General features: G+C 49.6%; 25 protein-coding genes and 2 tRNA genes. 19 read left to right on the plus strand and 8 right to left on the minus strand.

What is annotated here, in order from left to right:
• Window positions 1-20: 20 nt before the first annotated feature.
• The gene (locus tag ABD028_RS15680) at window positions 21-851 is read left to right on the plus strand and encodes a septal ring lytic transglycosylase RlpA family protein (protein WP_343846163.1); all 831 of its coding nucleotides are present in this window, start codon (window positions 21-23) and stop codon (window positions 849-851) included.
• A gap of 260 nt (window positions 852-1,111) precedes the next feature.
• Window positions 1,112-2,284, plus strand: a complete 1,173-nt coding sequence (locus ABD028_RS15685; protein ID WP_102796710.1) for a serine hydrolase — start codon at window positions 1,112-1,114, stop codon at window positions 2,282-2,284.
• Window positions 2,285-2,474: 190 nt separating this feature from the next.
• Here the strand turns inward: ABD028_RS15685 and ABD028_RS15690 are convergent, their stop codons facing one another.
• Complete coding sequence (locus ABD028_RS15690) at window positions 2,475-3,335, minus strand: amino acid ABC transporter substrate-binding protein (protein WP_343846164.1); 861 nt, start codon at window positions 3,333-3,335, stop codon at window positions 2,475-2,477.
• A 25-nt stretch (window positions 3,336-3,360) separates the two neighbouring features.
• Complete coding sequence (queE, locus tag ABD028_RS15695; RefSeq protein ID WP_102796827.1) at window positions 3,361-4,011, minus strand: 7-carboxy-7-deazaguanine synthase QueE; 651 nt, start codon at window positions 4,009-4,011, stop codon at window positions 3,361-3,363.
• A gap of 139 nt (window positions 4,012-4,150) precedes the next feature.
• Between queE and queC the strand changes: the two genes are divergently transcribed.
• Window positions 4,151-4,807, plus strand: coding sequence for a 7-cyano-7-deazaguanine synthase QueC (gene queC / locus ABD028_RS15700; protein ID WP_102796709.1), 657 nt, complete (start codon window positions 4,151-4,153; stop codon window positions 4,805-4,807).
• Window positions 4,808-4,848: 41 nt separating this feature from the next.
• On the opposite strand, the gene ABD028_RS15705 is transcribed toward queC, so the two are convergent.
• The 3 genes from ABD028_RS15705 to ABD028_RS15715 form a co-directional block, all read right to left on the minus strand.
• Window positions 4,849-5,763: a LysR family transcriptional regulator gene (locus tag ABD028_RS15705; RefSeq protein ID WP_102796708.1), complete on the minus strand. Its 915-nt coding sequence runs from the start codon at window positions 5,761-5,763 to the stop codon at window positions 4,849-4,851.
• A gap of 130 nt (window positions 5,764-5,893) precedes the next feature.
• A complete protein-coding gene (gene uvrB, locus ABD028_RS15710) occupies window positions 5,894-7,897 on the minus strand; it encodes an excinuclease ABC subunit UvrB (protein WP_102796707.1) in 2,004 nt (667 codons plus the stop codon).
• Window positions 7,894-9,279 carry an MATE family efflux transporter gene (locus tag ABD028_RS15715; RefSeq protein WP_343846166.1) on the minus strand — a complete coding sequence of 462 codons (1,386 nt, stop codon included), beginning with the start codon at window positions 9,277-9,279 and terminating at the stop codon, window positions 7,894-7,896. Before ABD028_RS15715 ends, uvrB begins: the two co-directional genes overlap by 4 nt.
• 826 nt (window positions 9,280-10,105) lie before the next feature.
• Between ABD028_RS15715 and ABD028_RS15720 the strand changes: the two genes are divergently transcribed.
• The 11 genes from ABD028_RS15720 (at window position 10,106) to glpQ (ending at window position 18,451) form a co-directional block, all read left to right on the plus strand.
• Window positions 10,106-10,182: transfer RNA gene (locus ABD028_RS15720), tRNA-Asn, on the plus strand.
• A 20-nt stretch (window positions 10,183-10,202) separates the two neighbouring features.
• Window positions 10,203-10,279: transfer RNA gene (locus ABD028_RS15725), tRNA-Asn, on the plus strand.
• A gap of 139 nt (window positions 10,280-10,418) precedes the next feature.
• Window positions 10,419-11,000 (plus strand): electron transport complex subunit RsxA, encoded by a 582-nt coding sequence (gene rsxA / locus ABD028_RS15730; protein ID WP_102796706.1) that lies wholly within the window; start codon window positions 10,419-10,421, stop codon window positions 10,998-11,000.
• A complete protein-coding gene (gene rsxB, locus ABD028_RS15735) occupies window positions 11,000-11,554 on the plus strand; it encodes an electron transport complex subunit RsxB (RefSeq protein WP_343846167.1) in 555 nt (184 codons plus the stop codon). The genes rsxA and rsxB overlap by 1 nt, the downstream gene beginning before the upstream one ends.
• Before the next feature lie 13 nt (window positions 11,555-11,567).
• Window positions 11,568-13,943: an electron transport complex subunit RsxC gene (gene rsxC, locus ABD028_RS15740; protein ID WP_343846169.1), complete on the plus strand. Its 2,376-nt coding sequence runs from the start codon at window positions 11,568-11,570 to the stop codon at window positions 13,941-13,943.
• Window positions 13,940-15,007: an electron transport complex subunit RsxD gene (gene rsxD, locus ABD028_RS15745; protein WP_343846170.1), complete on the plus strand. Its 1,068-nt coding sequence runs from the start codon at window positions 13,940-13,942 to the stop codon at window positions 15,005-15,007. The genes rsxC and rsxD overlap by 4 nt, the downstream gene beginning before the upstream one ends.
• Complete coding sequence (gene rsxG, locus ABD028_RS15750) at window positions 15,004-15,666, plus strand: electron transport complex subunit RsxG (RefSeq protein WP_343846172.1); 663 nt, start codon at window positions 15,004-15,006, stop codon at window positions 15,664-15,666. Before rsxD ends, rsxG begins: the two co-directional genes overlap by 4 nt.
• Window positions 15,659-16,354, plus strand: coding sequence for an electron transport complex subunit E (locus tag ABD028_RS15755; protein ID WP_102796701.1), 696 nt, complete (start codon window positions 15,659-15,661; stop codon window positions 16,352-16,354). Before rsxG ends, ABD028_RS15755 begins: the two co-directional genes overlap by 8 nt.
• A gap of 39 nt (window positions 16,355-16,393) precedes the next feature.
• Window positions 16,394-17,029, plus strand: coding sequence for an endonuclease III (gene nth / locus ABD028_RS15760; RefSeq protein ID WP_102796700.1), 636 nt, complete (start codon window positions 16,394-16,396; stop codon window positions 17,027-17,029).
• A gap of 39 nt (window positions 17,030-17,068) precedes the next feature.
• Window positions 17,069-17,449, plus strand: coding sequence for a lactoylglutathione lyase (gene gloA, locus ABD028_RS15765; RefSeq protein ID WP_343846175.1), 381 nt, complete (start codon window positions 17,069-17,071; stop codon window positions 17,447-17,449).
• Between the two features lie 9 nt (window positions 17,450-17,458).
• Window positions 17,459-18,451, plus strand: a complete 993-nt coding sequence (gene glpQ / locus ABD028_RS15770) for a glycerophosphodiester phosphodiesterase (RefSeq protein WP_343846177.1) — start codon at window positions 17,459-17,461, stop codon at window positions 18,449-18,451.
• A gap of 38 nt (window positions 18,452-18,489) precedes the next feature.
• On the opposite strand, the gene ABD028_RS15775 is transcribed toward glpQ, so the two are convergent.
• Complete coding sequence (locus tag ABD028_RS15775; RefSeq protein WP_343846179.1) at window positions 18,490-19,356, minus strand: flagellar protein MotY; 867 nt, start codon at window positions 19,354-19,356, stop codon at window positions 18,490-18,492.
• A 136-nt stretch (window positions 19,357-19,492) separates the two neighbouring features.
• On the opposite strand from ABD028_RS15775, the gene rnt reads away from it, so the two are divergent.
• Both rnt and ABD028_RS15785 read left to right on the plus strand, forming a co-directional pair.
• Complete coding sequence (rnt, locus tag ABD028_RS15780; protein WP_343846181.1) at window positions 19,493-20,131, plus strand: ribonuclease T; 639 nt, start codon at window positions 19,493-19,495, stop codon at window positions 20,129-20,131.
• A gap of 107 nt (window positions 20,132-20,238) precedes the next feature.
• Complete coding sequence (locus ABD028_RS15785) at window positions 20,239-21,117, plus strand: universal stress protein (protein WP_343846183.1); 879 nt, start codon at window positions 20,239-20,241, stop codon at window positions 21,115-21,117.
• Window positions 21,118-21,162: 45 nt separating this feature from the next.
• Here ABD028_RS15785 and ABD028_RS15790 read toward each other — a convergent pair whose 3' ends face one another.
• Window positions 21,163-21,768 (minus strand): peroxiredoxin, encoded by a 606-nt coding sequence (locus tag ABD028_RS15790; protein ID WP_343846185.1) that lies wholly within the window; start codon window positions 21,766-21,768, stop codon window positions 21,163-21,165.
• A 264-nt stretch (window positions 21,769-22,032) separates the two neighbouring features.
• Here ABD028_RS15790 and ABD028_RS15795 point away from each other — a divergent pair, with 264 nt between their 5' ends.
• Together ABD028_RS15795 and bfr are read left to right on the plus strand one after the other, a co-directional pair.
• Window positions 22,033-22,227, plus strand: a complete 195-nt coding sequence (locus ABD028_RS15795; RefSeq protein ID WP_102796692.1) for a bacterioferritin-associated ferredoxin — start codon at window positions 22,033-22,035, stop codon at window positions 22,225-22,227.
• 116 nt (window positions 22,228-22,343) lie between these two features.
• On the plus strand, window positions 22,344-22,817 hold the full coding sequence (bfr, locus tag ABD028_RS15800; protein ID WP_343846188.1) for a bacterioferritin: 474 nt from the start codon (window positions 22,344-22,346) through the stop codon (window positions 22,815-22,817).
• Between the two features lie 38 nt (window positions 22,818-22,855).
• Here bfr and ABD028_RS15805 read toward each other — a convergent pair whose 3' ends face one another.
• A complete protein-coding gene (locus tag ABD028_RS15805) occupies window positions 22,856-23,212 on the minus strand; it encodes a Grx4 family monothiol glutaredoxin (protein ID WP_343846338.1) in 357 nt (118 codons plus the stop codon).
• A 233-nt stretch (window positions 23,213-23,445) separates the two neighbouring features.
• Here ABD028_RS15805 and ABD028_RS15810 point away from each other — a divergent pair, with 233 nt between their 5' ends.
• Window positions 23,446-24,030 carry a Fe-Mn family superoxide dismutase gene (locus ABD028_RS15810; RefSeq protein WP_102796690.1) on the plus strand — a complete coding sequence of 195 codons (585 nt, stop codon included), beginning with the start codon at window positions 23,446-23,448 and terminating at the stop codon, window positions 24,028-24,030.
• Window positions 24,031-24,042 lie beyond the last annotated feature (12 nt).

The following is a 24,042-nucleotide window of genomic DNA, read 5'->3' on the forward strand; positions in this document are numbered from 1 at the left end:
ACATATTAACGCCAGGTATTATGTTTATAAACAATAACAATATTAAGCTTCTGGCCACGACCCTGTTGCTGATATTAATGGCTGGTTGTACCCTCAATAGTGGTCGCTACAGCCAACGACATGATTCAGCCCCCAAGCGCCTGCCCTCGCAGATCTCTCTTGAAGATGCCATTCCAGCATACGAAGACTTTAGCAGGGGTGGTAATGCCCCCTATCAGGTGTTTGGTCGCCACTACACACCTATGACCAGCGCCAAAGATTTCCAGCAGGAGGGTGATGCCTCCTGGTATGGCCAAAAATTTCATGGCCACCTTACCTCAAACGGGGAAATCTATGACATGTACGCCATGACGGCCGCGCATAAAACTCTGCCATTGCCCTCCTTTGTGCGAGTGACCAATATGGCCAATAACAAAGAGGTAATTGTCAGAGTCAACGATCGGGGGCCTTTTCATGGTGGTCGAATTATTGACTTGTCTTATGCCGCCGCGATGAAACTGGACATGCTCAAAACCGGTACCGCCAGGGTAAAACTGGACGCGATTCATGTTGAGCCGGATGGCACCATACTGATTGCCGGTGAACCTCAACTTCCACCACTGCAGCCAGTTAGCAATATGCCGCAATCCTGGTTTGTACAGGTCGCAGCATTGTCAGATGGCCAACGTGCTGAGCAATTAGCCAAAGGCCTGGAAAACTTATATCAGTTACCCAGCCACATTCCTCAGGATAATGGTATTTTCCGTTTGCGGCTTGGCCCGCTGAATGACGAAACACACGCCAGGCAGGTATCTGAGCAACTTAAACGTAATGGCTATGAGAAAGCCTACCCATTGTTGGCTCCACACTAGGCCTGCAGCCCGGCGTCGAGACCAGAAGGGGCTGGATTTGCACAAAATCTATATTCTAAAGGTCAACACGCTCTAAAAGTTCAGGGCACTTTTTAGGATAATTGCACTCTAAAACTCGCCAACTGGGCGGCACATTCATGTGGATTAATGTTATATTGTTGCCCGGCTGTGGTTGTTAATCGCCAATCTGTTGAATAGCAGATTGGTTATCACCTTATCGGCAGTCAGCAGACTATGACAGATAATAAAGTGGACAGGTAATGCATAAAACCAGACTTTCTCCGACGACCTTGCTCGTCAGCTTCGCTCTCCTTATTTTTAGCGCTCTATCTCAGGCAGCCGTCGTTATCCCAAGTCCCCCAGAGGTCGCAGCCAAAGGATATGTGCTAATGGATTTTCGCACTGGCAAAATCATAGGTGAAACCAATGCCGACATGCGCTTGGCACCCGCCAGCCTGACCAAAATTATGACGGCCTATGTTATCGGCATGGAGCTGAAAAGCGGCGCCATTAAAATGGATGACATGGTCACGATTTCGCAAAATGCCTGGGCTAAAAATTTTCCCGAGTCATCGAAGATGTTTATCGAGGTAGGGAAACAGGTCAAAGTATCAGACCTTATTCACGGTATTATCGTGCAATCTGGAAATGATGCCTGCGTAGCCATGGCCGAACATATTGCCGGCAGTGAAGAAGCATTTGCCAGCATGATGAACAGCTATGCCGAGAAACTGGGGATGACCGCTACCCACTTTATGAACAGCCATGGTCTGGATGATGCGGATCATTACACTTCTCCCCGCGATATGGCCATTCTGTCTGCCGCGTTGATCAGAGACGTACCCCAAGTTTACTCCGTTTATTCAGTCAAAGAGTTTGAATATAACGGTATCAAACAATACAACCGTAATGGCTTATTGTGGGACAAGAGCCTTAATGTTGACGGCATTAAAACCGGCCATACCAATGAAGCAGGCTATAGCCTGATTACCTCTGCCACCCAGGACGATATGCGCCTGATTTCTGTGGTAATGGGTACAGACAGTGAACGCACCCGCAAGGAAGAAAACCGCAAGTTACTTAAATACGGCTTCCGTTTCTTTGAAACTGTGGTGCCATACAAGGCTGGCGAAAGTTTTGTTGCGCACAAAATCTTTATGGGTGACAAAGACACAGTGGATCTGGGCATTATTGAAGATACCCCCATCACCATTCCACGTGGTCAACGCAAGAACCTGCAGGCTAATTTTGAACTTAACAAAAAGCTGGAGGCCCCACTGGCCAAAGGTGAAGTGGTAGGTACCCTGTATCTGCAACTGGACGGCGAAGACGTCGCTCAATATCCACTGGTGACTCTGCAGGAGGTTCAGGAAGGCGGTCTGTTTAAGCGTCTGATGGATTACGCCAAGATGAGTCTGGGAATGGACAGTTAACACCAGGACGGTTTCAACTGATTTAAAAAAGGCGCTTTCAGCGCCTTTTATGTTCATGGATGAACGGTATGCCGTGGTCACATGGATGTGAAAGAACGGCGATGTTCATGGATGAACGGGACGAAAGACTGCTCCTGCGTTTTCGTCACTTCCACCATCCCTGGTGGTCGGCACAAAATCTGCTCCGGTGTTATTTAATCTGATACCACAGCTCGTTGCGATCTAACGGGGTCAGTGGTGGCAGAATAGGGTTGTTTAAACGCAATATCTGTCGCTGTGGCAGGTTAGCATTGTCCAACATGGCCTGATGCTCAAACAAAAACAGCTCATCAAATTTGCCGTTAGCGATAATTTTTTCCAGTCCACTTTCGATCAATCTCGCCAGTACAACATTTTTACGATTGACAAAAAAGTAGGTGGCGGTTGGGTAGTAGAGTGCCAGATTGGCATCCACATCGAAGCTATGCTGCGACTGATACAGCCCAATTTCGTGCCAGATCTCAACTACCGATCTGGGCAGAAAATCGCCCCTTTTGTGCTCCAACGCCACAAAAAGCTCTTCGTAGTCTTCTGCAGTGACAACATCAAAACCATTGGCCTGCAGAATCTTGGTATCCGGCCAGTCGCGCCCCGATATCGGCTTAAAGTGCAGCAGGCTTTCAAGGTCTTTTACCGGCGAGAAATCACTGTTTCCACCAGGTTTCATAAGCGGCAGACGCAACCCAATCAGCCCTTTATAGATGGGAATTCGGATCGGCAGCAGATCTTCTTCCCGCTGATTGTCGGTCATACTCCACAATACATTGATCTCGCGACTGGACTTGAGCTGGTTGATGGCCTTGCCCTGCAGCATAATCCGGTCGCTGGCGCTGAGCTTGAAGTTGACCCCGGTATGCTCTAAGGCCAGGGTCAGAAGCTCTACCGGATAACGGGTACGGTCATCTTGTTCCGACATAGGACGGGGATAAACGATGTTCCAGGTGGCAGCCTGAACAGATATGCCCAACAACAATCCGCCTAGCATCAATATCAGTTTAGTCTTAAGCATCATTTTCTTCTTCTGTCACGCTGTCAGCTTATTCTATGCCGATATATTTGTGGGTTTGAAGTGACAATCGCCAGTTACGGCGAATACAGGTGCTAACGGCCAGCTCGGTCGCACGTTGCTGCTGACTGATAGGTTGCAGATAAATCAGTGCTTTTGCATTCACTGCGGGCCGGGCCAACAATTCATCCAATTCTTCAATATGCCGTTCCATGGCAATGGGGTGTTTAATTTCATCGGCACGGGCCAGGGCTTGGTCGAGAATGGTATAGCCCCCTTTCATATTCACCTTAGGTGACAAGGTCACCCAGGTCTTATCATGTACCTGAATGGTAAATGTGCCGCTGGTCTCTATCTGTACAGAATACCCCTTTTCTATCAAAGCGGTCGTAAGCGGTGTTAAATCATACATCGCTGGCTCACCACCGGTAATCACCACATGCCTGGCCTGATAGCCTTGTTGGCTGAACAGGGCCAGTAAACTGTCTGGGGAACCCTCAAACCAGCCATCGTCCGCTTCGGTTTTGACCAATATCTGTTGTGCGCTTTGGCGACGCTCAGGAAGAATCTCCCAGGTATGCTTGGTATCGCACCAGGGACAGCCCACCGGACACCCCTGCAGGCGAATAAAAATAGAAGGCACACCGGTAAAACTGCCTTCCCCCTGAATAGTTTCAAACATTTCGTTAATTTTAAGGCTGTCGCTCAAGGGGCTATCCTGCGTTGAATGAATTGCCCCGGCGGTCTGTGAACATAGAGCCGGTCGGGGCAAAACTGATATGATTAGTACTAAGTTGGCAGATTATAGAGAAGGCAGCCAGATGGCACAAAAAGTAGTAGTGATTTTTTCCGGCGGTATGGATTCCTTTACGGTACTGCATAAAGCACATCGGCAGGGTTTTGAGCTGTATGCGCTGTCGTTTGACTATGGTCAGCGACACAAAAAAGAGCTGCAATATGCCGCCAGCGTTTGCCAAAGCCTGGGCGTAGTGCACAAGATAGTGGATATCACTGCCATTAATCAGCTGGTGGGCGGCTCTTCCCTGACCAGTGATATCGACGTTGCCGAAGGCCACTATGCGGCGGAAAATATGAAAAACACCGTGGTCCCCAACCGCAATATGATTTTACTGTCGATGGCTGTGGGTTATGCGGTCTCGTTGGGTGCCAGCAAGGTGTACTATGGTGCCCATTCGGGGGACCACAATATCTACCCGGATTGCCGGCCTGAGTTCGTGCTGAAAATGAACGATGTCTGCGCGATTGCCAACTACGAGCCCGTCGAGGTTGTCAGCCCTTACCTGCATGACAGTAAAATCGACATTCTGGCCGACGGACTGGCGATGGGGCTTGATTACAGTCAAACCTGGACTTGCTATAACGGCCGCGACAAAGCCTGCGGAAAATGTGGCGCCTGTAATGAGCGTTTGGAAGCTTTTGCAGAAAATGGCGTGCAGGACCCACTGCCCTACGAATAAGCTGGCAGACAAAAGGCCGCATTTGCGGCCTTTTGTCTTGTTTACACTGACTTCGTAGCGAAATACGCCAACTCGCGAATACAGTGTTTCAGCACAGGGTTAAGAATGGTGTTTTTACCATTAATGGCAAAGAACTCATGTTTAAAACTGAAGTCTTTACCACCTACCTGCACCAGACCCAACTCCTTGTGATTACTGGCCAGTGAGTGCGGCAACAGCCCCAAATAGTTACCGGTCAGGATGGCGGCCAGACAGGACTCATAGGAGTCAGAAAAGGTATGAATAGACATGCGCTGGTCTTCGCCAATGTAATTGGATGACGACATACCGGTAATGCCAATCGAAGCATAATCTTCCAATCTCACCTTATCCGGAAAACTGTCGTGATACTTCGCCAAAGGATGGGATTCGTGACAATATAAACCACCGATACTGGCCACACCTAATGGATGAAACACCAAAGACTCTGGTTTAACCATGTCATAGCTGGACACCACCAAATGGCATTCGCCAGACAATGCCACATGTTCCACTTCGTTATACAAGCGGGTTTGGATATTAAAGTGGATATCGTCAAACTTTTGCATGGTGCTCTTAACTGCCTGGCTCACCGCTTGTGACAAATTCAGCGGCAGGCTGGACATCAGCACCAGTGTGATATGCCCGGAATAATCGTCGTGCAAACTCTTAAGGTTAAACACAAAGTTATCAAAGGCATTAAAAATACGTTTTGTTTCCTGAAAAACCACTTCACCTTCTTTGGTCATCTGAAAACCACCACGACCGCGGTGACACAAAACCAAATCCAGGCGTTCTTCCAGTTTCTTGATGGCCGCACTGATATTGGGACGCTGCATACGTAATACAGGCTCAGCAGCGGTGAAACCATTACAGGACGCTACCGCATAAAACACGCGCAGCAGTTTGATATCGGATTCTTGCAGTCTGTTCAGCATAAGGGTCCAGATCTTATAGGTATGCTAAAAGATACTACACCCCTTTGGTCCAGACTGGCAAACCCCATTTTATCGGTTGCAGGTATATTTTCCTGGCCGTTACCCCGAGCTTTCCTGTTGTTCAGCGATTTTATGACAATGCCACCAATTGCCGCCGCAGCTCTTCCACCTGATCGCGCAGGGCCGCGGCCTGCTCGAACTCCAGCTCTCTGGCATGCTTAAACATGCGGCTTTCCAGCTCATTGATGTCATGCAGAAGTTGATCCGGCGTTTTGGCCTGATATTTCTTACCTTTCTCCGCGACCTTAGCCTGGCGCTCCCGCCGGCTGCGCTCCCCCAGGTCCATCACATCGGTGACAGGCTTGAGCAGACGCTGCGGGACGATGCCGTGTTCGAGGTTATGGGCCTGCTGTTTTTCACGACGCCGCTGGGTTTCCTCCATGGCGCGCTGCATAGAACCGGTAATCACATCGGCATACAGAATTGCCCGACCATTGGGGTGACGGGCGGCCCGGCCAATAGTTTGAATTAATGAACGGTCAGAACGCAAAAAGCCTTCTTTATCAGCATCCAGTATCGCCACCAGAGACACTTCCGGCATGTCCAGTCCTTCCCGCAGCAAGTTAATGCCCACCAACACATCAAATTTACCCAGACGCAGATCGCGGATGATTTCCATGCGTTCCACAGTATCAATGTCTGAGTGCAGATAACGCACCTTAACCCCATGTTCATCCAGATAATCGCTGAGATCCTCGGCCATGCGCTTGGTTAAGGTCGTCACCAGCACGCGCTCATCCAAGGCCACACGCTTGTGCACTTCGGAGAGCAAATCATCGACCTGGGTTGTCACCGGGCGTACCTCAAGTTCGGGATCCACCAAACCTGTCGGTCTGACCACCTGTTCCACCACATCCCCCGCTGATTTTTCCAGCTCGTACTTGCCAGGTGTGGCCGACACATAAATGGTCTGGGGAGACAGTTGCTCAAACTCCTCAAACTTCAGGGGCCGGTTATCCAGCGCTGAAGGTAGCCGAAAGCCATACTCAACCAGGGTTTCCTTGCGCGAGCGATCACCTTTATACATGGCACCGATTTGCGACACCGTGACGTGAGACTCATCGATAAATAACAGGCCATCGGCCGGAAAATAATCGATCAGGGTCGGTGGTGGTTCCCCCGGCGCACGGCCGGACAGATAGCGGGAGTAGTTTTCGATACCCGAGCAATAACCCAGCTCCAACATCATTTCGATATCGAACTGGCAGCGCTGGGCGATACGCTGCTCTTCAATCAGTTTGTTTACCCCTTTGAGCTGTTCCCTGCGCTCTTTAAGCTCCACTTTAATATGTTCAATGGCATCGAGGATCTTTTCTCTGGGCGTAACATAATGGGTTTTAGGAAACACCGTGGCCCTGGCCACAGATTTTTCGATGGCACCGGTAAGTGGATCAAACAGGCTGATTTTTTCAATTTCCTCATCGAACAATTCCACCCTGATACCCTGACGATCTGAATCGGCGGGGAAAATATCGATAACATCGCCCCGCACACGAAAGGTACCGCGTTCAAAGCTGACGTCATTACGGCTGTATTGCAATTCGGCGAGACGACGCAGAATATCCCGTTGATCCATCAAATCCCCCTGGCGCAAATGCAGCAGCATCTTCATATAGGATTCGGGATCGCCTAAACCATAAATGGCAGACACACTGGACACGATTACCACATCACGGCGCTCCATCAAGGCTTTAGTGGCTGACAAGCGCATCTGCTCGATATGGTCGTTGATGGAGGCGTCCTTCTCGATAAAAGTGTCCGTGGTAGGCACATAGGCTTCCGGCTGGTAATAGTCGTAGTAGGAAACGAAATACTCCACCGCATTATTGGGAAAGAACTCTTTCATCTCCCCATACAACTGGGCCGCCAGTGTTTTGTTATGCGCGAGGATCAGTGTAGGTCGTTGCACCTGCTGTATCACATTGGCCATGGTAAAAGTTTTGCCCGATCCCGTGACACCCAGTAAAGTTTGGCAGGCCAGACCGCTGTCCAGGCCATCCACCAGCGCTTCAATGGCTTTAGGTTGGTCACCTGCGGGTTGATAACTGGCTTTAAGTTCAAATCCCCTGCTCATCCCGTTACCTCCTGAGCTTGCTGCAACTGACACTCTTCATCCAATAACTTACGGAACCATAGAAACGCGCAAGCGGCTGTCAACAAATTCGCCAGCACCCCAGCCGCAAACATACCTGGCAGGTGATAAAGCAGGCTGCCCAGGTAAGAAATAGGTACAAAAAATACGAATAAGCGCAACAAACTTAACAGCAGTGCACTCATAGGCTTGTGCATGGCGTTAAAGGATGAATTGGTCAGAATAATAATGCCCTGCAAACCGTAACCTAAAGGCACAATCATCAGAAACAACTGAATTAGCTCTGCCACCTGTTTCTCTTCAGCAAACACCATGGCAATCAATGGTGAGCACAACCACAACAGCAGGAAAATCCCCAGTTGCCAGAGCATCACAAAGCGCATACACAACATGTAGCCGTCTCGCACCCTGTCCATGCGTCCGGCTCCAAAATTCTGGCTGATAAAAGGCGGTAAGCTCATGGATAACGCCAGCACCACGATGCAGGCAATGGATTCTAACCTATTGCCAACCCCCCAGGTCGCCACTGCCTCGGCCCCATAAGTCGCGACGATAGCAGTGAGCACACCATTGGCAATTGGGGTTAACATGTTGGCACCCGCCGCTGGTAAGCCGATTTTCAATACAGCCCGGCTGGTCATACGGAATTCAGAAAAGGTCAACAGTCTGGGAAGTACCAAACCACGTTTGATTACTAATAAATACAGGATATAGCCACAGCCCACCGCCCAAGCCACCATAGTCGCAATCGCAGCGCCCTGGATGCCCAGGGCCGGTATCGGGCCTAACCCGAAGATCAACAACGGATCCAGAATAGCGTTGATCAAGCCGCCTGCCGCCATCACGATGCTGGGTGTTTTGGTATCACCTGCAGCTCGTAGTACCGAGTTTCCCACCATAGGCAACGCCAGAAAAACGCCGGCCACATACCAGATATGCATATAGTCACGAATATGTACAAGCTGTGATTCGGTGGCCCCCAACATTCTGAAAACCGGATCGATAGTTAAAAAACCGGCTGTCGCCAGCAGCCCCACTAATAAAAATGACAACATCAAGGCACCAGTGCCAAACTCCCTGGCCAGATGCGATTGGCCAGCGCCCAGATACCGTGCAATAGTGGCAGACGTGCCAATCCCCAAACCGATATTGAGGCTAATTAAGGTGAAGGTAACCGGAAAGGTAAAGCTAATCGCAGCCAGCTCTTCGGTACCCAACAAACTCACGAAGAAGGTATCCACCAACCCGAAGGTCATCAGCATCACCATGCCCAGAATCATCGGCACTGTCATCTGCCGTAATGTACTGGCGATGGGACTGTTTAGCAGATCGGGTTTAGCACTGGCTTGCACGGCATAGCTCATTGAGTGGGAAAGGACTCATGATAAAAGACTGGTCATGAGAAGGCCATGGCAAAGCGCTGCGCTTTTGTATGGAAATATGATTCAGATCGTTCTATTTAATACAGATCCAGCACATCGTGACAAGTCAAGAACCTATCTTCATTGAACTTAATGCACTGATTTAATCACCTGATTTGTTGGTAAATTTTTTTTCCCCAACAAAAAACAACTAACAAGGTCAACACCAACCCGGCCAAAAATCCGCCAAGATGTCCAATCAGCGACCTAACCACTACTTAACCAATTGTTTTTTATATAATAATTCATTTTATTCCTAATTTCTTAAGTCGCCCCCTTGACAGCATTTTTACTGCCCTGACGGCATTTCCTCCCGATTCATCAACATAGTTATCCACAGATTTAGTGGATAAGTCCGGCCCGGCCAATCACGCCGCCTTTTTCACCAGCATGTGGACAAAAAATGGTAAGTTACTACTAACCTGCTGAGACTCATTCTTATGTTGCATTTTTGTTAAACACTGTCCTTAGATCCAGTAGGCAAGGCTTTCATAAGAACAAATTGGGATAACTGAACGTTTTTTATTCCCTCTTTTTGTAGGATAAGCAACCTAAAAGAGTACGTTTTTGTGGGTCACAATAACCACATAAGTATTATCCACCGAGACGCAGCAAACACTCTCTTTGCCTAGCAAATAACCAAACAGTCATAAAGTGGTAAAATTTATCGATTCCGCTGTTGACACCTATCAGGCAGCTCATTAATATTCGCCTCCGTTGAAAACAGCCAGCCACCAAGCTGAATCCTGTTTTTAATGTGAATATCTGCTCCCCCTTAGCTCAGTTGGTTAGAGCGACGGACTGTTAATCCGCAGGTCCCCCGTTCGAGTCGGGGAGGGGGAGCCAAATTCACCTAGTCTTTCTGTTCCCCCTTAGCTCAGTTGGTTAGAGCGACGGACTGTTAATCCGCAGGTCCCCCGTTCGAGTCGGGGAGGGGGAGCCAACTTCCAGATACTGTCAAAATTGGCTTACAGCCCTTGTACAGCCCCTAATCCAGCTAGAATAACCCTAAGAATATCAAGTTGTTAATCTGGTCGTAAAATCGGATAATAGCGCCCAGCAATCCATCTTCCCTTACAGGCATGACTGAATATCTCCTGCTGCTATTAGGCACAGTGCTGGTAAACAATTTCGTATTGGTGAATTTTCTTGGCCTTTGCCCTTTTATGGGGGTGTCAGGCAAACTGGAAACCGCCATCGGGATGTCTATGGCCACGACTTTTGTTCTGACCCTGGCCTCCCTTTCCAGCTATCTTGTTGAGCATTACATATTACTACCTTTGGGTATCGGCTATCTGCGCACTCTGAGTTTTATCCTGGTTATCGCGGTGGTGGTACAATTCACCGAGATGGTCGTGCATAAAACCAGTCCGACCCTGTATCGTCTGCTGGGTATTTTTCTGCCATTGATTACCACTAACTGTGCAGTATTAGGTGTTGCTCTGCTAAATGTTCGTGAACAACATAATTTTATCCAGTCAGTAGTCTATGGCTTCGGTGCCGCTGCTGGTTTCTCTTTGGTGTTGATCCTGTTTGCAGCCATGCGTGAACGCCTTGCAGCAGCAGATGTGCCCTCCCCATTTAAGGGCGCTTCCATCGCCATGATCACCGCTGGATTAATGTCTCTGGCCTTTATGGGCTTTACCGGTTTGGTCAAACTCTGATGTCATTGTTGTATGCGCTCTTAGCCATTGGCTTGTTAGCACTGCTGTTCGGTCTGATTTTAGGTTATGCCGCCGTGCGTTTTAAGGTGGAAAGCGATCCGCTGGTTGAACAAATCGATGCTATTTTACCTCAAACCCAATGTGGGCAATGCGGGTACCCAGGTTGCCGTCCTTACGCCGAAGCGATTGCCAATGGCGATGAAATTAATAAATGTCCGCCAGGCGGTGAGTCCACCATCCGCCAGCTTGCTGATTTAATGGGTGTAGAAGCCAAGCCCCTTGATGATGCACATGGCAGTAACGACGTAAAGAAAGTGGCGTTTATTCGTGAAGACGAATGCATTGGCTGCACTAAATGTATCCAGGCCTGTCCGGTGGATGCCATCGTCGGTGCATCAAAGCAGATGCACACGGTTATCAGCGAAGAATGTACCGGTTGTGACTTATGTGTAGACCCCTGCCCGGTGGATTGTATTGACATGGTGCCGGTGAAAGTCACAGCCTCTTCCTGGCGCTGGCAATTAGACGCCATCCCGGTAAAAACCATAGATTAGAAGGGCGAATCAGTTGCAATCATTGATAGACAAAATTCGCCAGGGACGCTTTTTTGATTTTCCTGGCGGTGTACATCCGCCAGGTCGCAAGACCCTGTCCAATCAGGATGTAATCGGCAAGTGTACTTTGCCTGAGCACCTCTACCTGACAGTTAAACAGCATATAGGCGCCCCGGGACAGTTGCAGGTAAAAGTGGGTGACGAGGTGCTTAAAGGGCAGCCCTTAACACGCAGCACAAATCCTTTTGCCTTACCCGTGCATGCACCAACATCCGGCAAGGTTACCGCTATCGCGCCGCATGTATCGGCGCATCCATCCGGCCTGGCAGAGCTGAGCGTGGAAATAACCCCGGATGGACGAGATAAGTGGATTGAACTGACGCCCATACCGGATTATCAGCAATTGCCTAAAACCCGCATTATTGAAGCGATCTGTGATGCGGGGATTGCCGGTATGGGTGGTGCGGGTTTCCCCACTCATATTAAAGTCAGTCCGAAAAAAGATGTGGAGTTTCTGGTAATCAACGGGGCCGAGTGTGAGCCCTATATTACCGCCGATGACCGACTGATGCGCGAACATGCCTGGCAGATACGACAAGGTATTGATGTACTCTGCCACTTGCTCAACCCGGGCCATGTGCTTATCGCCATTGAAGACAACAAACCCGAGGCCATTCAGGCCATGCAGGTAGCTTGTCAGGAAAAGCCTGACTATATCATCTGCCCTATTCCCACTAAGTATCCAGCCGGCGGCGAAAAACAACTTATTCAGGTGCTGACCGGTCGTGAAGTGCCTCATGGCCGCCTGCCCATAGACGTGGGCATTATTATGCAAAACGTCGGCACCTGTTTTGCCGTAGCAGATGTTATCTTTACCGGCAAACCGTTGATTCAGCGTGTTGTCACCCTCACAGGCGAAGCCATGACAAAGCCATGCAACGTCTGGGCTCTACTGGGTACACCGATATCTCATTTGCTAAAACATGCAGGTTACGAAAAAGCACAGCAGGGGGTTCAGCGTCTGATAATGGGCGGACCGATGATGGGCTTCAGCCTGGCTTCAGAACAAATACCTGTGGTGAAAAGTACTAACTGTATTTTAGCGCCAACCCAACAAGAAATGACGCTGCCCGAGGAAGAGCAGGCCTGTATTCGCTGCAGCGCTTGTGCTGATGCTTGCCCGGTGAATTTGCTGCCGCAACAAATGTATTGGCATAGCAAAGCCAAAGAGCTGGACAAGGCCCAGGATTATAACCTGTTTGACTGCATCGAGTGCGGTGCCTGTGCTTATGTTTGCCCAAGCCAGATTCCGCTGGTGCATTACTACCGCGTTGCCAAGGCACAAATCCGTCAACAGGAAGAAGAAAAGCAGAAAGCCGACAAGGCCAGAGACAGATTTGAAGCGCGCAAACAGCGTTTGGAAGAAGAAAAGGCCGAGCGCGAGTTAAAACATCAGCAGGCAGCCGAGGCCAGACGTGAAGCCATGCATAAACAGGGCGACGATCCAAAGTCTAAGGTTGCTGCAGCGCTGGCCAGAGCACGGAAACAGCAGACCAGCGATGAGACAACGGCAGCCCCAGAGACCGCGGATAAAGTCGCAGCCGCTATTGCCCGTGCTAAAGCCAGAAAAGCCGCAGTACAGCAAGGTGACTCCGCGCCCAGCGACACAGCAGATACTGCAGCAGAAGATAAACAAGCCAAAGTGGCCGCTGCCGTGGCGCGTGCCAAGGCCAGAAAAGCCGCAACGCAGCAAGGTGACTCCGCGCCCAGCGACACAGCAGATACTGCAGCAGAAGATAAACAGGCCAAAGTAGCCGCTGCCGTGGCGCGTGCCAAGGCCAGAAAAGCCGCAGTACAGCAAGGTGACTCCGCGCCCAGCGACACAGCAGATACTGCAGCAGAAGATAAACAGGCCAAAGTAGCCGCTGCCGTGGCGCGTGCCAAGGCCAGAAAAGCCGCAACGCAGCAAGGTGACTCCGCGCCCATCGACACAGCAGATACTGCAGCAGAAGATAAACAGGCCAAAGAGGCCACTGCCAGCAAAAGCAAGACCACAAAACAAGTTAAGCCGAAAGACAAGGTGTCAACCCAAGTCACAACCGCCGATACCCGCGTTAAGCCAGCGCCAGCTGACGATAGGGAAGAACAGAAAAGGCAACGCGTCGCGGCAGCCATTGCCAAGGCCAAACAACAAAAAGCACAGAAAGATCGTCAGCAAGCTTCTTCCACAGCAGATATGCCTGCAGAAAAAGTCGCTCAGCCTCTGGTGGAAGTAGACGAACAGAAAAAACAACGTGTTGCAGCGGCTATCGCCAAGGCGAAGGCCAGAAAAGCCAAACTTGATATGCAAAGTAGCGCAGATAATCAGCAGGATAAAACAGACGAATGAGCCTTCGAATTGCCAGTTCACCTCACCAGCGCAGTCAACGTAGTACCGCCAAGCTTATGCGCCTGGTCTGTTATTGCGCCCTGCCCGGTTTTGCCCTGCAATGCTGGTTTTTCGGCTGGGGCAGCCTGCTACAGTTCTTGATTGCGGCCGTGGTCGCATTAGGCACCGAAGCGCTGATTCTGGAACTGCGCAAAAAAGATTTTGAAAAGGCCCTGTCCGATTGCAGCGCGCTATTAACCGCTTTGCTGCTGGCAATTTGTCTGCCACCGCTTACGCCTTGGTGGATTACGGCTATCGGTGCGTTTTTCGCCATCGGCATCGCCAAACAACTTTATGGTGGCTTGGGATCTAACCTGTTTAACCCCGCCATGGTGGCTTATGTAACCTTGCTGGTGTCGTTTCCGGTTGCCATGACATCCTGGCTGCCACCGCAACATTTAGCAGCGCATCCTTATAATCTGGTCGATGCTTTGAGCGTGATCTTTACCGGCTTTACCGGTGAAGGTTACAGCCTGACCCAGCTTCGCAGTGATGCCGACGGCTTTACCATGGCTACGCCCCTGGACGCAGTGAAAACCGATTTAAGTCTCGGCCTGACGCTGGAAGAAGCAACCAGCAAAGGACAATTTTCCAATGGCCTGGGTATTGGCTGGTTTTGGATTAACCTGGCCTATCTGGCAGGTGGTCTGGTTTTACTGAAGTTACGTGCAATTAAATGGCAGATTCCCGTCAGCATGCTGGGGACCATATTGCTGGTGGCCGGCATCATGCACCTTAGCGCCCCGGATCTATTCGCATCACCCTGGTTCCATCTGCTTAGCGGCGGCACCATGCTGGGGGCTTTTTTTATTGCTACCGACCCGGTTTCCGCCAGTACAACTGACCGCGGCCGCTTGCTCTTCGGCGCAGGTATTGGCCTGCTGGTAGTGGTCATTCGGACTTGGGGCGGTTACCCCGATGCCATTGCCTTTGCCGTCGTGCTGATGAATATGGCCGTGCCGCTGATAGACTATTACACCCGGCCCCGCACTTATGGCCACCAGCGTCAAAGAGGAAAACCATGAAAGACAGCCTCAAGCGCAACGGCTTAACCCTGACCGCTTTTGCGCTGGTCACCACCGGTCTGATTGCGCTGACCCATCAGTTCACTGATGACAAAATCAAAAGTCAGCAGCAACAACAGCTGCAGAAACTGCTTGGCAGTATTGTCCCGGCCAATCTGCATGACAATGATATTGAGCATGACTGCACAGAAGTCAGCCATCCTGAGTTTTTAGGCAATAGCGACGCCAAAAAGGTGTATCGTGCGCGTCTGGCTGGTGAGCCTGCCGCCCTGGTTATTCAAACCATAACGCCGGACGGTTATAGCGGCAATATCGAGCTTTTAGTAGGTATTGATGCACAAGGAAAAGTGACCGGCGTCCGCGCAATTAAGCATCAGGAAACCCCAGGCCTTGGCGATAAAATTGATGTGCGTATCAGTGACTGGATTCTGAGCTTTAATGGTAAAGGGCTGGGCAATGGTGATGAAAAAAACTGGGCAGTCAAAAAAGACGGCGGACAGTTTGACCAATTTACCGGCGCCACCATTACCCCCAGAGCGGTTGTCGGCGCGGTGCGTGATGCACTGAAACTCAGCAATAGCATGCAGCAACAACTGTATGATGCACCTAACTTATGCAAGGTGAGCAAGGTGAGTACCAAGGAGGAAGCCCATGAGTGAATACAAAACCCTGTCTTGGCAAGGGCTGTGGAAAAACAATCCGGCCCTGGTACAACTGCTGGGCTTATGCCCGTTGCTGGCGGTGACCGGCAGTTTTATTAATGGCCTGGGATTGGGGCTGGCTACCACGGCGGTGCTGATTGGTTCCAATACTACAGTCTCCCTGGTACGCAATCTGGTACCGGCAGAGATACGCATCCCTATTTTTGTGATGGTGATAGCCGCGTTTGTCACCATTATCCAATTGCTGATGAACGCCTACACCTTCACCCTTTATCAGGCCCTGGGTATTTTTATTCCTTTAATTGTGACCAATTGCGCCATTATTGGCCGGGCAGAAGCCTATGCATCAAAAAATCCGGTAAAGTTTGCCGCTTTTGACGGTTTGATGATGGGCGTCGGCTTCACACTGGTATTGGTGACACTGGGCGGATTGCGGGAAATACTGGGGAGCGGCACCCTGTTCAGCGGTGCAGAGTTCCTGTTTGGCGACTGGGCCAAACAGCTAACCCTAACGCTTTATGTAACCGAGCATAAGTTCCTACTGGCCATTTTGCCACCGGGCGCCTTTATCGGTATGGGTTTGCTTATCGCCCTGAAAAATGTATTGGATAAGCGGCTGGAACAACTTAATAAACAACCGGCCAAAGTAGTGCAGCGCGCCAGAATCACGGCGGAGTCTTCCTGACAGAATACTCAGCATGGTGGCCAACAAAGACAGACCAGGATGAACCAGAGCAAACGCAAACAAATATTACAACGCCTGAGGGATGACAACCCTCACCCCACCACCGAGCTCAACTACAGTTCCCCGTTTGAACTGTTGATTGCCGTGATCCTTTCAGCGCAGGCCACAGATGTGGGCGTGAATAAAGCCACCGACAAACTGTTCCCGGTTGCCAATACCCCGGAAGCGATTCTGGCATTAGGTGTGGATGGCCTGAAGGAATACATTAAAACCATTGGCCTGTTTAATGCCAAAGCAGAAAATGTGATTAAGACCTGCCACATTCTGGTAAATCAGCATGGTTCTGCAGTGCCAGAAAGTCGCGAGGCATTAGAGGCACTGCCCGGCGTTGGCCGCAAAACCGCCAATGTGGTGCTGAACACCGCTTTCGGCTGGCCCACCATTGCCGTAGATACGCATATTTTCCGGGTCAGCAACCGCACGGGGCTGGCGCCTGGCAAAAATGTGCTTGAAGTGGAAAATAAACTACTTAAGGTTGTGCCTGCCGAGTTTAAAGTCGATGTACACCACTGGCTGATTCTGCACGGTCGTTACGTATGTGTTGCCAGAAAACCCCGTTGCGGCGCATGCCTGATTGAAGATCTCTGTGAGTTCAGAGATAAAACTGAAACATAATAAGATTACACTCACCCCTGACCAAAAAGGACCAGAAGTATGAGATTACTGCATACCATGTTGCGCGTTGGTAACCTGGAACGTTCTATTGAATTCTATACCCAGTTACTGGGTATGACGCTGTTACGCACCAGTGAAAACCAGGAATATCAATATACCCTGGCATTTCTGGGGTATGGCGAAGAACACAGCCATACCGTACTAGAACTGACCTACAACTGGGATCAAGACAGCTACGATATGGGTACGGCCTATGGGCATATCGCCATAGGTGCAGAAGATATCTATGCGCTGTGTGAACGCCTGGAACAGCAAGGTGCAGATGTCTACCGCAAACCTGGGCCGGTCAAAGGTGGCAGTACCGTTATCGCCTTTGTGCGCGACCCTGACGGTTATGCCGTGGAGCTGATTCAAGACTGAGATTAAAATATGATAAGGACGCTGCTTACCGGCATTCTGCTGTCAACCCTGTGCACTAACCTGTTGGCCAAACCTTTGGTCATTGCGCATCGGGGCGCATCGGGCTACCTGCCGGAGCATACGCTGCCAGCCGTTATTCTGGCCCATGGCATGAACCCCGATTATATCGAGCAGGATTTAGTGTTATCCAAGGATGGTGTGTTGGTGGTACTGCATGATATCCACCTGGATACCGTGACCGATGTGGCAGAGCGCTTTGCACAACGGAAACGGGCCGATGGACGCTTTTATGCCATCGACTTTACCCTTGAGGAATTGAAGAGCCTGCGGGTACACGAAAGACGCAATGAACAGAATCAGCAAGTGTTTGCCCTTCGTTACCAAGGGCATAAGACCAATGCGGACTTCTTTCGCATTGCAACCTTCGAAGAGCAGCTCATTCTGATTCAAGAGCTGAATCGCAGCCGTGGCGTCAATATTGGCATTTATCCGGAGATAAAATCCCCGGCATTTCACCGTGCTGCTGGGCAAGATATCAGCAAGATTTTCATGGCCCAATTGGAAAAGCATGGTCTGAATAAGGCAGATGCCAAGGTATATGTGCAATGTTTCGACTTTGCCGAAACCCGCCGTTTACGCCAGGAGCTGGGCCTGAAAGCGCCGCTGATACAGCTTTTGGCAGAAAACAGCTGGCAGGAGTCAGGTTCAGACTACGACTATTTAAAATCCCCGCCGGGTTTGCAGGAGATTGCCAAGGTAGCGGATGGGATTGGCCCCTGGATCCCGCAGTTGGTTAACTTTGACAACAAAGCCCCAACCACGCTGTTTACACAAGCCAAGGCATTGGGATTACAAATACATCCTTATACTCTTCGTGCAGACCAACTACCGCAAGGTATGGACTGGCAGAGCACCATGGCATTGCTATTTGACTGGCTGAAAGTTGATGGTATTTTTACCGACTTCCCGGATAAGGTCGTGGCCTACAACGCCACACAGTAAAAAGGGCGCCTAGCGCCCTTTTGACAATCCTGATGTGATTACAACCCTTTCTCCATACGGATAATCACCCGACGGTTCTTGGCTCTGGACAGTTCATTGCTGTTTTCTGCAATATGCCGTTTTTCCCCATGGCCGGTGATACTGATCCTGTCGCCCTCAACCCCTTGCTCCTGGAAAAACTGCTTTACCCGCTCGGCACGTCGCAATGACAATTGCTCATTGCTCCAACGGCCGCCATAACTGTCGGTATAAGCATCCAGTAACACCAGTTCAATATTGCTGTCTTCTTTAAGGTAGTCACTGATCATGCTGAGTTTTTTGCGTGAGCCTCGGGTAAATTCATCGGAGTTTTTCTGATACGACAGCACAGTGTAGGCAATATCCTCGAAGCTGTAGGGCAGCAAATTAGCCACACATTGGGAAAACTGCCGGTATTGGTCAATAAAGTTGCTGGCATTTAGCCCCACAGCCACTCTGTCGGCTTCATTGTACCAATCACGATAATAGATGGTCGGCCAGAACCCTTTTTCCAACTCAGACAGAATGGTCCAGGCCGCTTGTTCCGGTAGATCGCCATTATATTGTTTACGAATGGGCATGTCGGCAATTTGCCGTTGCATGGCCCCAGGCATCCAGCTCGGTGGCACCGAGTAAACCGAAGCCACACCATAAGTTTTGGGCAACTGCAGCATATCCAGCTCAAACTCCATATTGAGTTGCTTACTGGCCAGACTGGTAAACAACGCATCGCCATAGCCGGGTACCTGATGTTTCAGAGTACATTGCAGTCGGGTTTGGCTGCTTAACTGCCAACTGGAGGTTTCAACGGGCGCTGCATAATGACGCAAGCCGGCCTGAGCGGGCGTTATCAGCATACCGAGCAAAGCATAAAGGAGTCTGTTCATAACATCTCTGTCCAATTCCTTACCAAGATATCGGCAGTCACATCAATTCCATTACACTGGATAGCCTCGGCCAGACTTGTCATAATCGCGGCCCAGACCAGCACGACCATTTAGTTCAAGACCGATAGAGTAAAAGATGACAGCAGATACGCAACAACTCAAGCAAAGATTCAGGGGATATTTTCCCGTAGTAATAGATGTGGAAACCGCCGGTTTTAATCCACGCACCGACGCTTTGCTGGAAATTGCTGCAGTTACCTTAAAGTTAAACCAAACAGGTCAGCTTGTCAGAGACGAAACCTTTCATTTTCATGTCCAGCCATTTGCAGGTGCGAACCTGGAACAGGCTGCACTGGATTTTAATGGCATCGACCCACATTGTGCCTTGCGTGGCGCCCTGCCGGAAACGGAAGTGATGAAGGAACTGTGCAAACAAATCCGTAAAAAGCAGAAAGATGCGGATTGCCAGCGCAGTGTTATTGTTGCCCACAATGCGGCCTTTGATCAGGGCTTTGTTAATGCCGCCGTTGAGCGCTCCAGTATAAAGCGCACCCCATTCCACCCTTTCGTGTCCTTTGATACCACCAGCCTGTCAGCCCTGGCTTTCGGTCAAACCGTATTGGTTAAGGCCTGCCGCACGGCGGGACTGAGCTTTGATCAGGCCGAGGCACATAGCGCTTTGTATGACGCAGAGAAAACCGCAGATCTATTCTGTATTATCGTCAACAAGTGGCAACAACTGGGTGGCTGGCCGCTAACGACGGTAGAGAACTGACAGAATTAAATACCTGATGTATTTGGCATAGCCTTTCTGATATAAATCAAAGCATTGGTTAATTCTCGTGCTAGATTTATGCTACTTAGCTGAAAAGGAAGGCGTGGATGAAACAGATACTAGTCATTGCAGATCTCCCGGGAAACAAGCCCAAGGCCCTGGCGAAAGCCAAATTAGTTGCAGAGGCATTAGATGCTCAGGTAACGGTGTTGAGCTTTGTGCATGAACAACTTAAACATCTACCCGACAACCTTAGCAATGCGCAACAACAGGAAGTTCAGCAAAGCCTGATTGAGCAGCGTCAGCAATGGCTGGAACGCCAACTCAAAGATACCGGACTGAACGATGCCAGTGTACAGACTCAGGTGATCTGGGAGAAAAACATTGCCCAGTGGGTGGAAGCTTACGGTCGGCGTCATCGCCATGACCTGATTATTAAAACCGGACATCGCACTGAGAACTTGTTTTACACGCCAACAGACTGGCATTTGCTCAGAACCAGCAGTGCGCCGGTTTTACTAGTAGCTGAGAAAAAATGGAAAAAGCAGCACAATGTGCTGGTTACATTGGATCTTGGTAGTAAGCTACAAAGCAAGCAAGCTTTGAACAGGCAATTACTGGCCACAGGTATTGAGTGGGTACGTCATTTTGGCGGCGAATTACATGTGGCTTATTGCCTGCCCATGTCCCCCATGCTGAAAGATCTGATGGGGCTAAGCGCCAAGAAAATCGCCACTCAGGCCAGACAGCAATATCTGCCGCTGATTCAGGAAATGGCTGGTGACTACCCTATTTCCGAAAAGCAGCTGCACATTAAGGCCGGTGAACCAGACAAGGTGTTACCCAGTATGGCGGCTGATGTCAATGCGGGCCTGGTCGCCATAGGCACCGTGGGCCGCAAAGGACTAAAAGGAAAACTGTTGGGTAATACCGCGGAACAAATCCTGACCCTGCTTAAAACCGATGTGATGGCAATTCAGCCTTAAAATAAAAAAGCCGCGATAATCGCGGCTTCGTTTTAGCTTAAAGACTTACAGCTTGTCGCTGTTTTCCGCCAGGTACTTGGCCACACCTTCGGGGCTTGCCTGCATACCTTCGTTACCTTGCTGCCAGCCAGCTGGACATACTTCACCATGCTCCTGGTGGAAATTCAGAGCATCCACCATACGCAGCATTTCGTCTACATTACGGCCCAGCGGCAGATCATTAACCACCTGATGACGTACATTACCTTCCTCGTCGATCAGGAAAGAGCCACGGAACGCCACGCCAGCTTCAGGATGCTCAACATCATAGGCCTGGCAGATTTCATGTTTTACGTCTGCCACCAGCGTGTACTTCACAGGCCCGATACCGCCTTGATTTACCGGCGTATTACGCCATGCGTTGTGGCTGAACTGGGAGTCAATAGAGATACCAATTACCTCTACACCACGCTTTTGGAATTCTTCGTAACGTTTGTCAAAAGCAATCAGCTCTGAAGGGCAAACAAAAGTGAAATCAAGTGGGTAGAAAAACAACACGGCTTTTTTGCCTTTAATGGCCTCTTTCAGGTTATAGCTGTCAACAATCTCACCGTTGCCCAGAACGGCAGCGGCAGTGAAATCCGGGGCGGGACGACCAACTAATACACTCATCATCTTCTCCATTTATTGGTTGATGTTTTGCTTACTGCGTTTGCTGCGCAATAAGTCTCAGAAAAACTAGAACACAAGATAAGGGCACATGCAGTGCAAACCAAGAGCAAAAACAAAATTGCTGCACTAAATGTCGAATTACTGCACTGGCCTTCATTGACTTCACCTAAATTTAAGTGAGATTTCTTATCAATCTCAAACAAATTTCTTGGCAAAACACCTAATAACAATTATTATCATTTGTAGTGTTATAGGAGTTGTACTTTGTTCGTTTGTCTTTGCCACGGAATTACCGATAAGCACATTGCCCAAGCCGTCCGCGAGGAAGGCGTTGGAAATATGCGTGAGCTGCGTAAACAGCTGGGTGTTGGCAGTCAATGCGGGAAATGTGTACAACTGGCCCAACAGGTCATAGATAACACTATAGTTGATGAGTCCTTATTTAAGGACGTCAGCTAAACACAGTTTGAATAAATTGGCCGGTGACGCATAAGTATTTGTTCTCTATAATGAATGAATCTTAGCCCGCCGTTTTTGTGTTGCTTGGCAAAAATGGCTTACCATGGAGCCCGGCGATGAAAGGCGATAAATCCCTTATCAAACACCTTAACAAGGTGCTCGGCCATCAATTGGTGGCAATCAATCAGTATTTCCTGCATTCCCGTATGTTTAAGAACTGGGGACTGAAGGCGTTGGCCGACAAGGAATATCACGAGTCAATCCGGGAAATGAAACGCGCCGATGATCTGATTGAACGCATTTTGTTTTTAGACGGCATTCCTAACTTACAGGATTTGGGCAAATTGCATATCGGTGAAGACACCGAAGAGATGCTCAACTGTGATCTGAGCTTTGAACATAAAGCCCTGCCGGATTTACGCAGTGCCATACAGTGTGCAGAATCCGTGCAGGATTATGTCAGTCGCGACTTACTCGGCAACGTTCTGGATGGCCAGGAAGAGCATGTAGACTGGCTGGAAACTCAGTTACAGCTTATCAGCAAACTGGGCATTGAAAACTACAACCAATCACAAATGCATGATGATTAATTGAGAAGGGGCCGATACGCGCCCCTTTTTTGTGTCAGTTATTCAGCGCTGCCCTGCTCTTCACCTTTATTGGCTTTAGCACGGGCGGCGGCCTCTTTGATTAAGGGCTGCAATTCACCTTGCTGGAACATCTCCAGGACAATGTCACAGCCGCCGACCAGTTCACCTTCCACCCAAAGCTGCGGAAAGGTGGGCCAATTGGCATAAGCGGGTAGTTCTGCACGAATATCCGGGTTTTGCAGAATATCTACATAAGCAAAGGGTTCGCCACAGGACATCAGCGCCTGCGACGCCTGGGCAGAGAAGCCACAACTGGGCAGCTTAGGTGAGCCTTTCATATAAATTAGGATGGGATTTTCAGCGATTTGCTGTTTGATTTTTTCCAACGTTTCCACAATAACTGCCTCATAATTAGGGTTAAACGGATTTGCGGCCATTATACGTGTTTTCAAGGCTTGACTCATGCATTGTTCACATAACTTGATTTTGCTGCGATGGGCCGCATCTATATAAGCTGTCTGGCTGGCTATTTATTTGCATTGGCTTTAGACTAATAAATAAACCAATAACTTTATAAACTACGATGACAACCACGTCGTCGACCTTATGACTAACATGGAGAATTTACATGGCTTTTGAACTTCCCCCATTGCCGTACGAAAAAAATGCATTGGAACCGCATATCTCTGCTGAAACTCTGGATTACCATTATGGCAAGCACCACAACACCTATGTGGTGAAGCTGAACGGCTTGATTGAAGGCACAGAATTCGCCAACAAATCTCTGGAAGACATTGTACGTAGTTCTCAGGGTGGCGTATTTAACAATGCTGCACAAATCTGGAACCACACTTTTTACTGGCACAGCCTGAGTCCAAATGGCGGTGGTGAACCAGCCGGTGCACTGGCCGATGCAATCAACGCAAAATGGGGCTCCTTTGCCGCATTCAAAGAAGCCTTCAATGACAAGGCAGTCAATAACTTTGGTTCAAGCTGGACCTGGTTGGTAAAATTGGCCGATGGCAGCCTGGATATTGTAAACACCAGCAATGCTGGTACGCCTATCACTGAAGCAGGCGTAACGCCGCTGATGACGGTGGATCTATGGGAGCATGCCTACTACATTGATTACCGCAATCTGCGCCCTAAGTACCTGGAAGGTTTCTGGGCTTTGATCAACTGGGATTTCGCAGCACAGAACTTTGCCAAGTAATCTCAGCAAAAA

This window comes from Bowmanella denitrificans, from assembly GCF_039522935.1.
Lineage (GTDB): Bacteria > Pseudomonadota > Gammaproteobacteria > Enterobacterales > Alteromonadaceae > Bowmanella > Bowmanella denitrificans.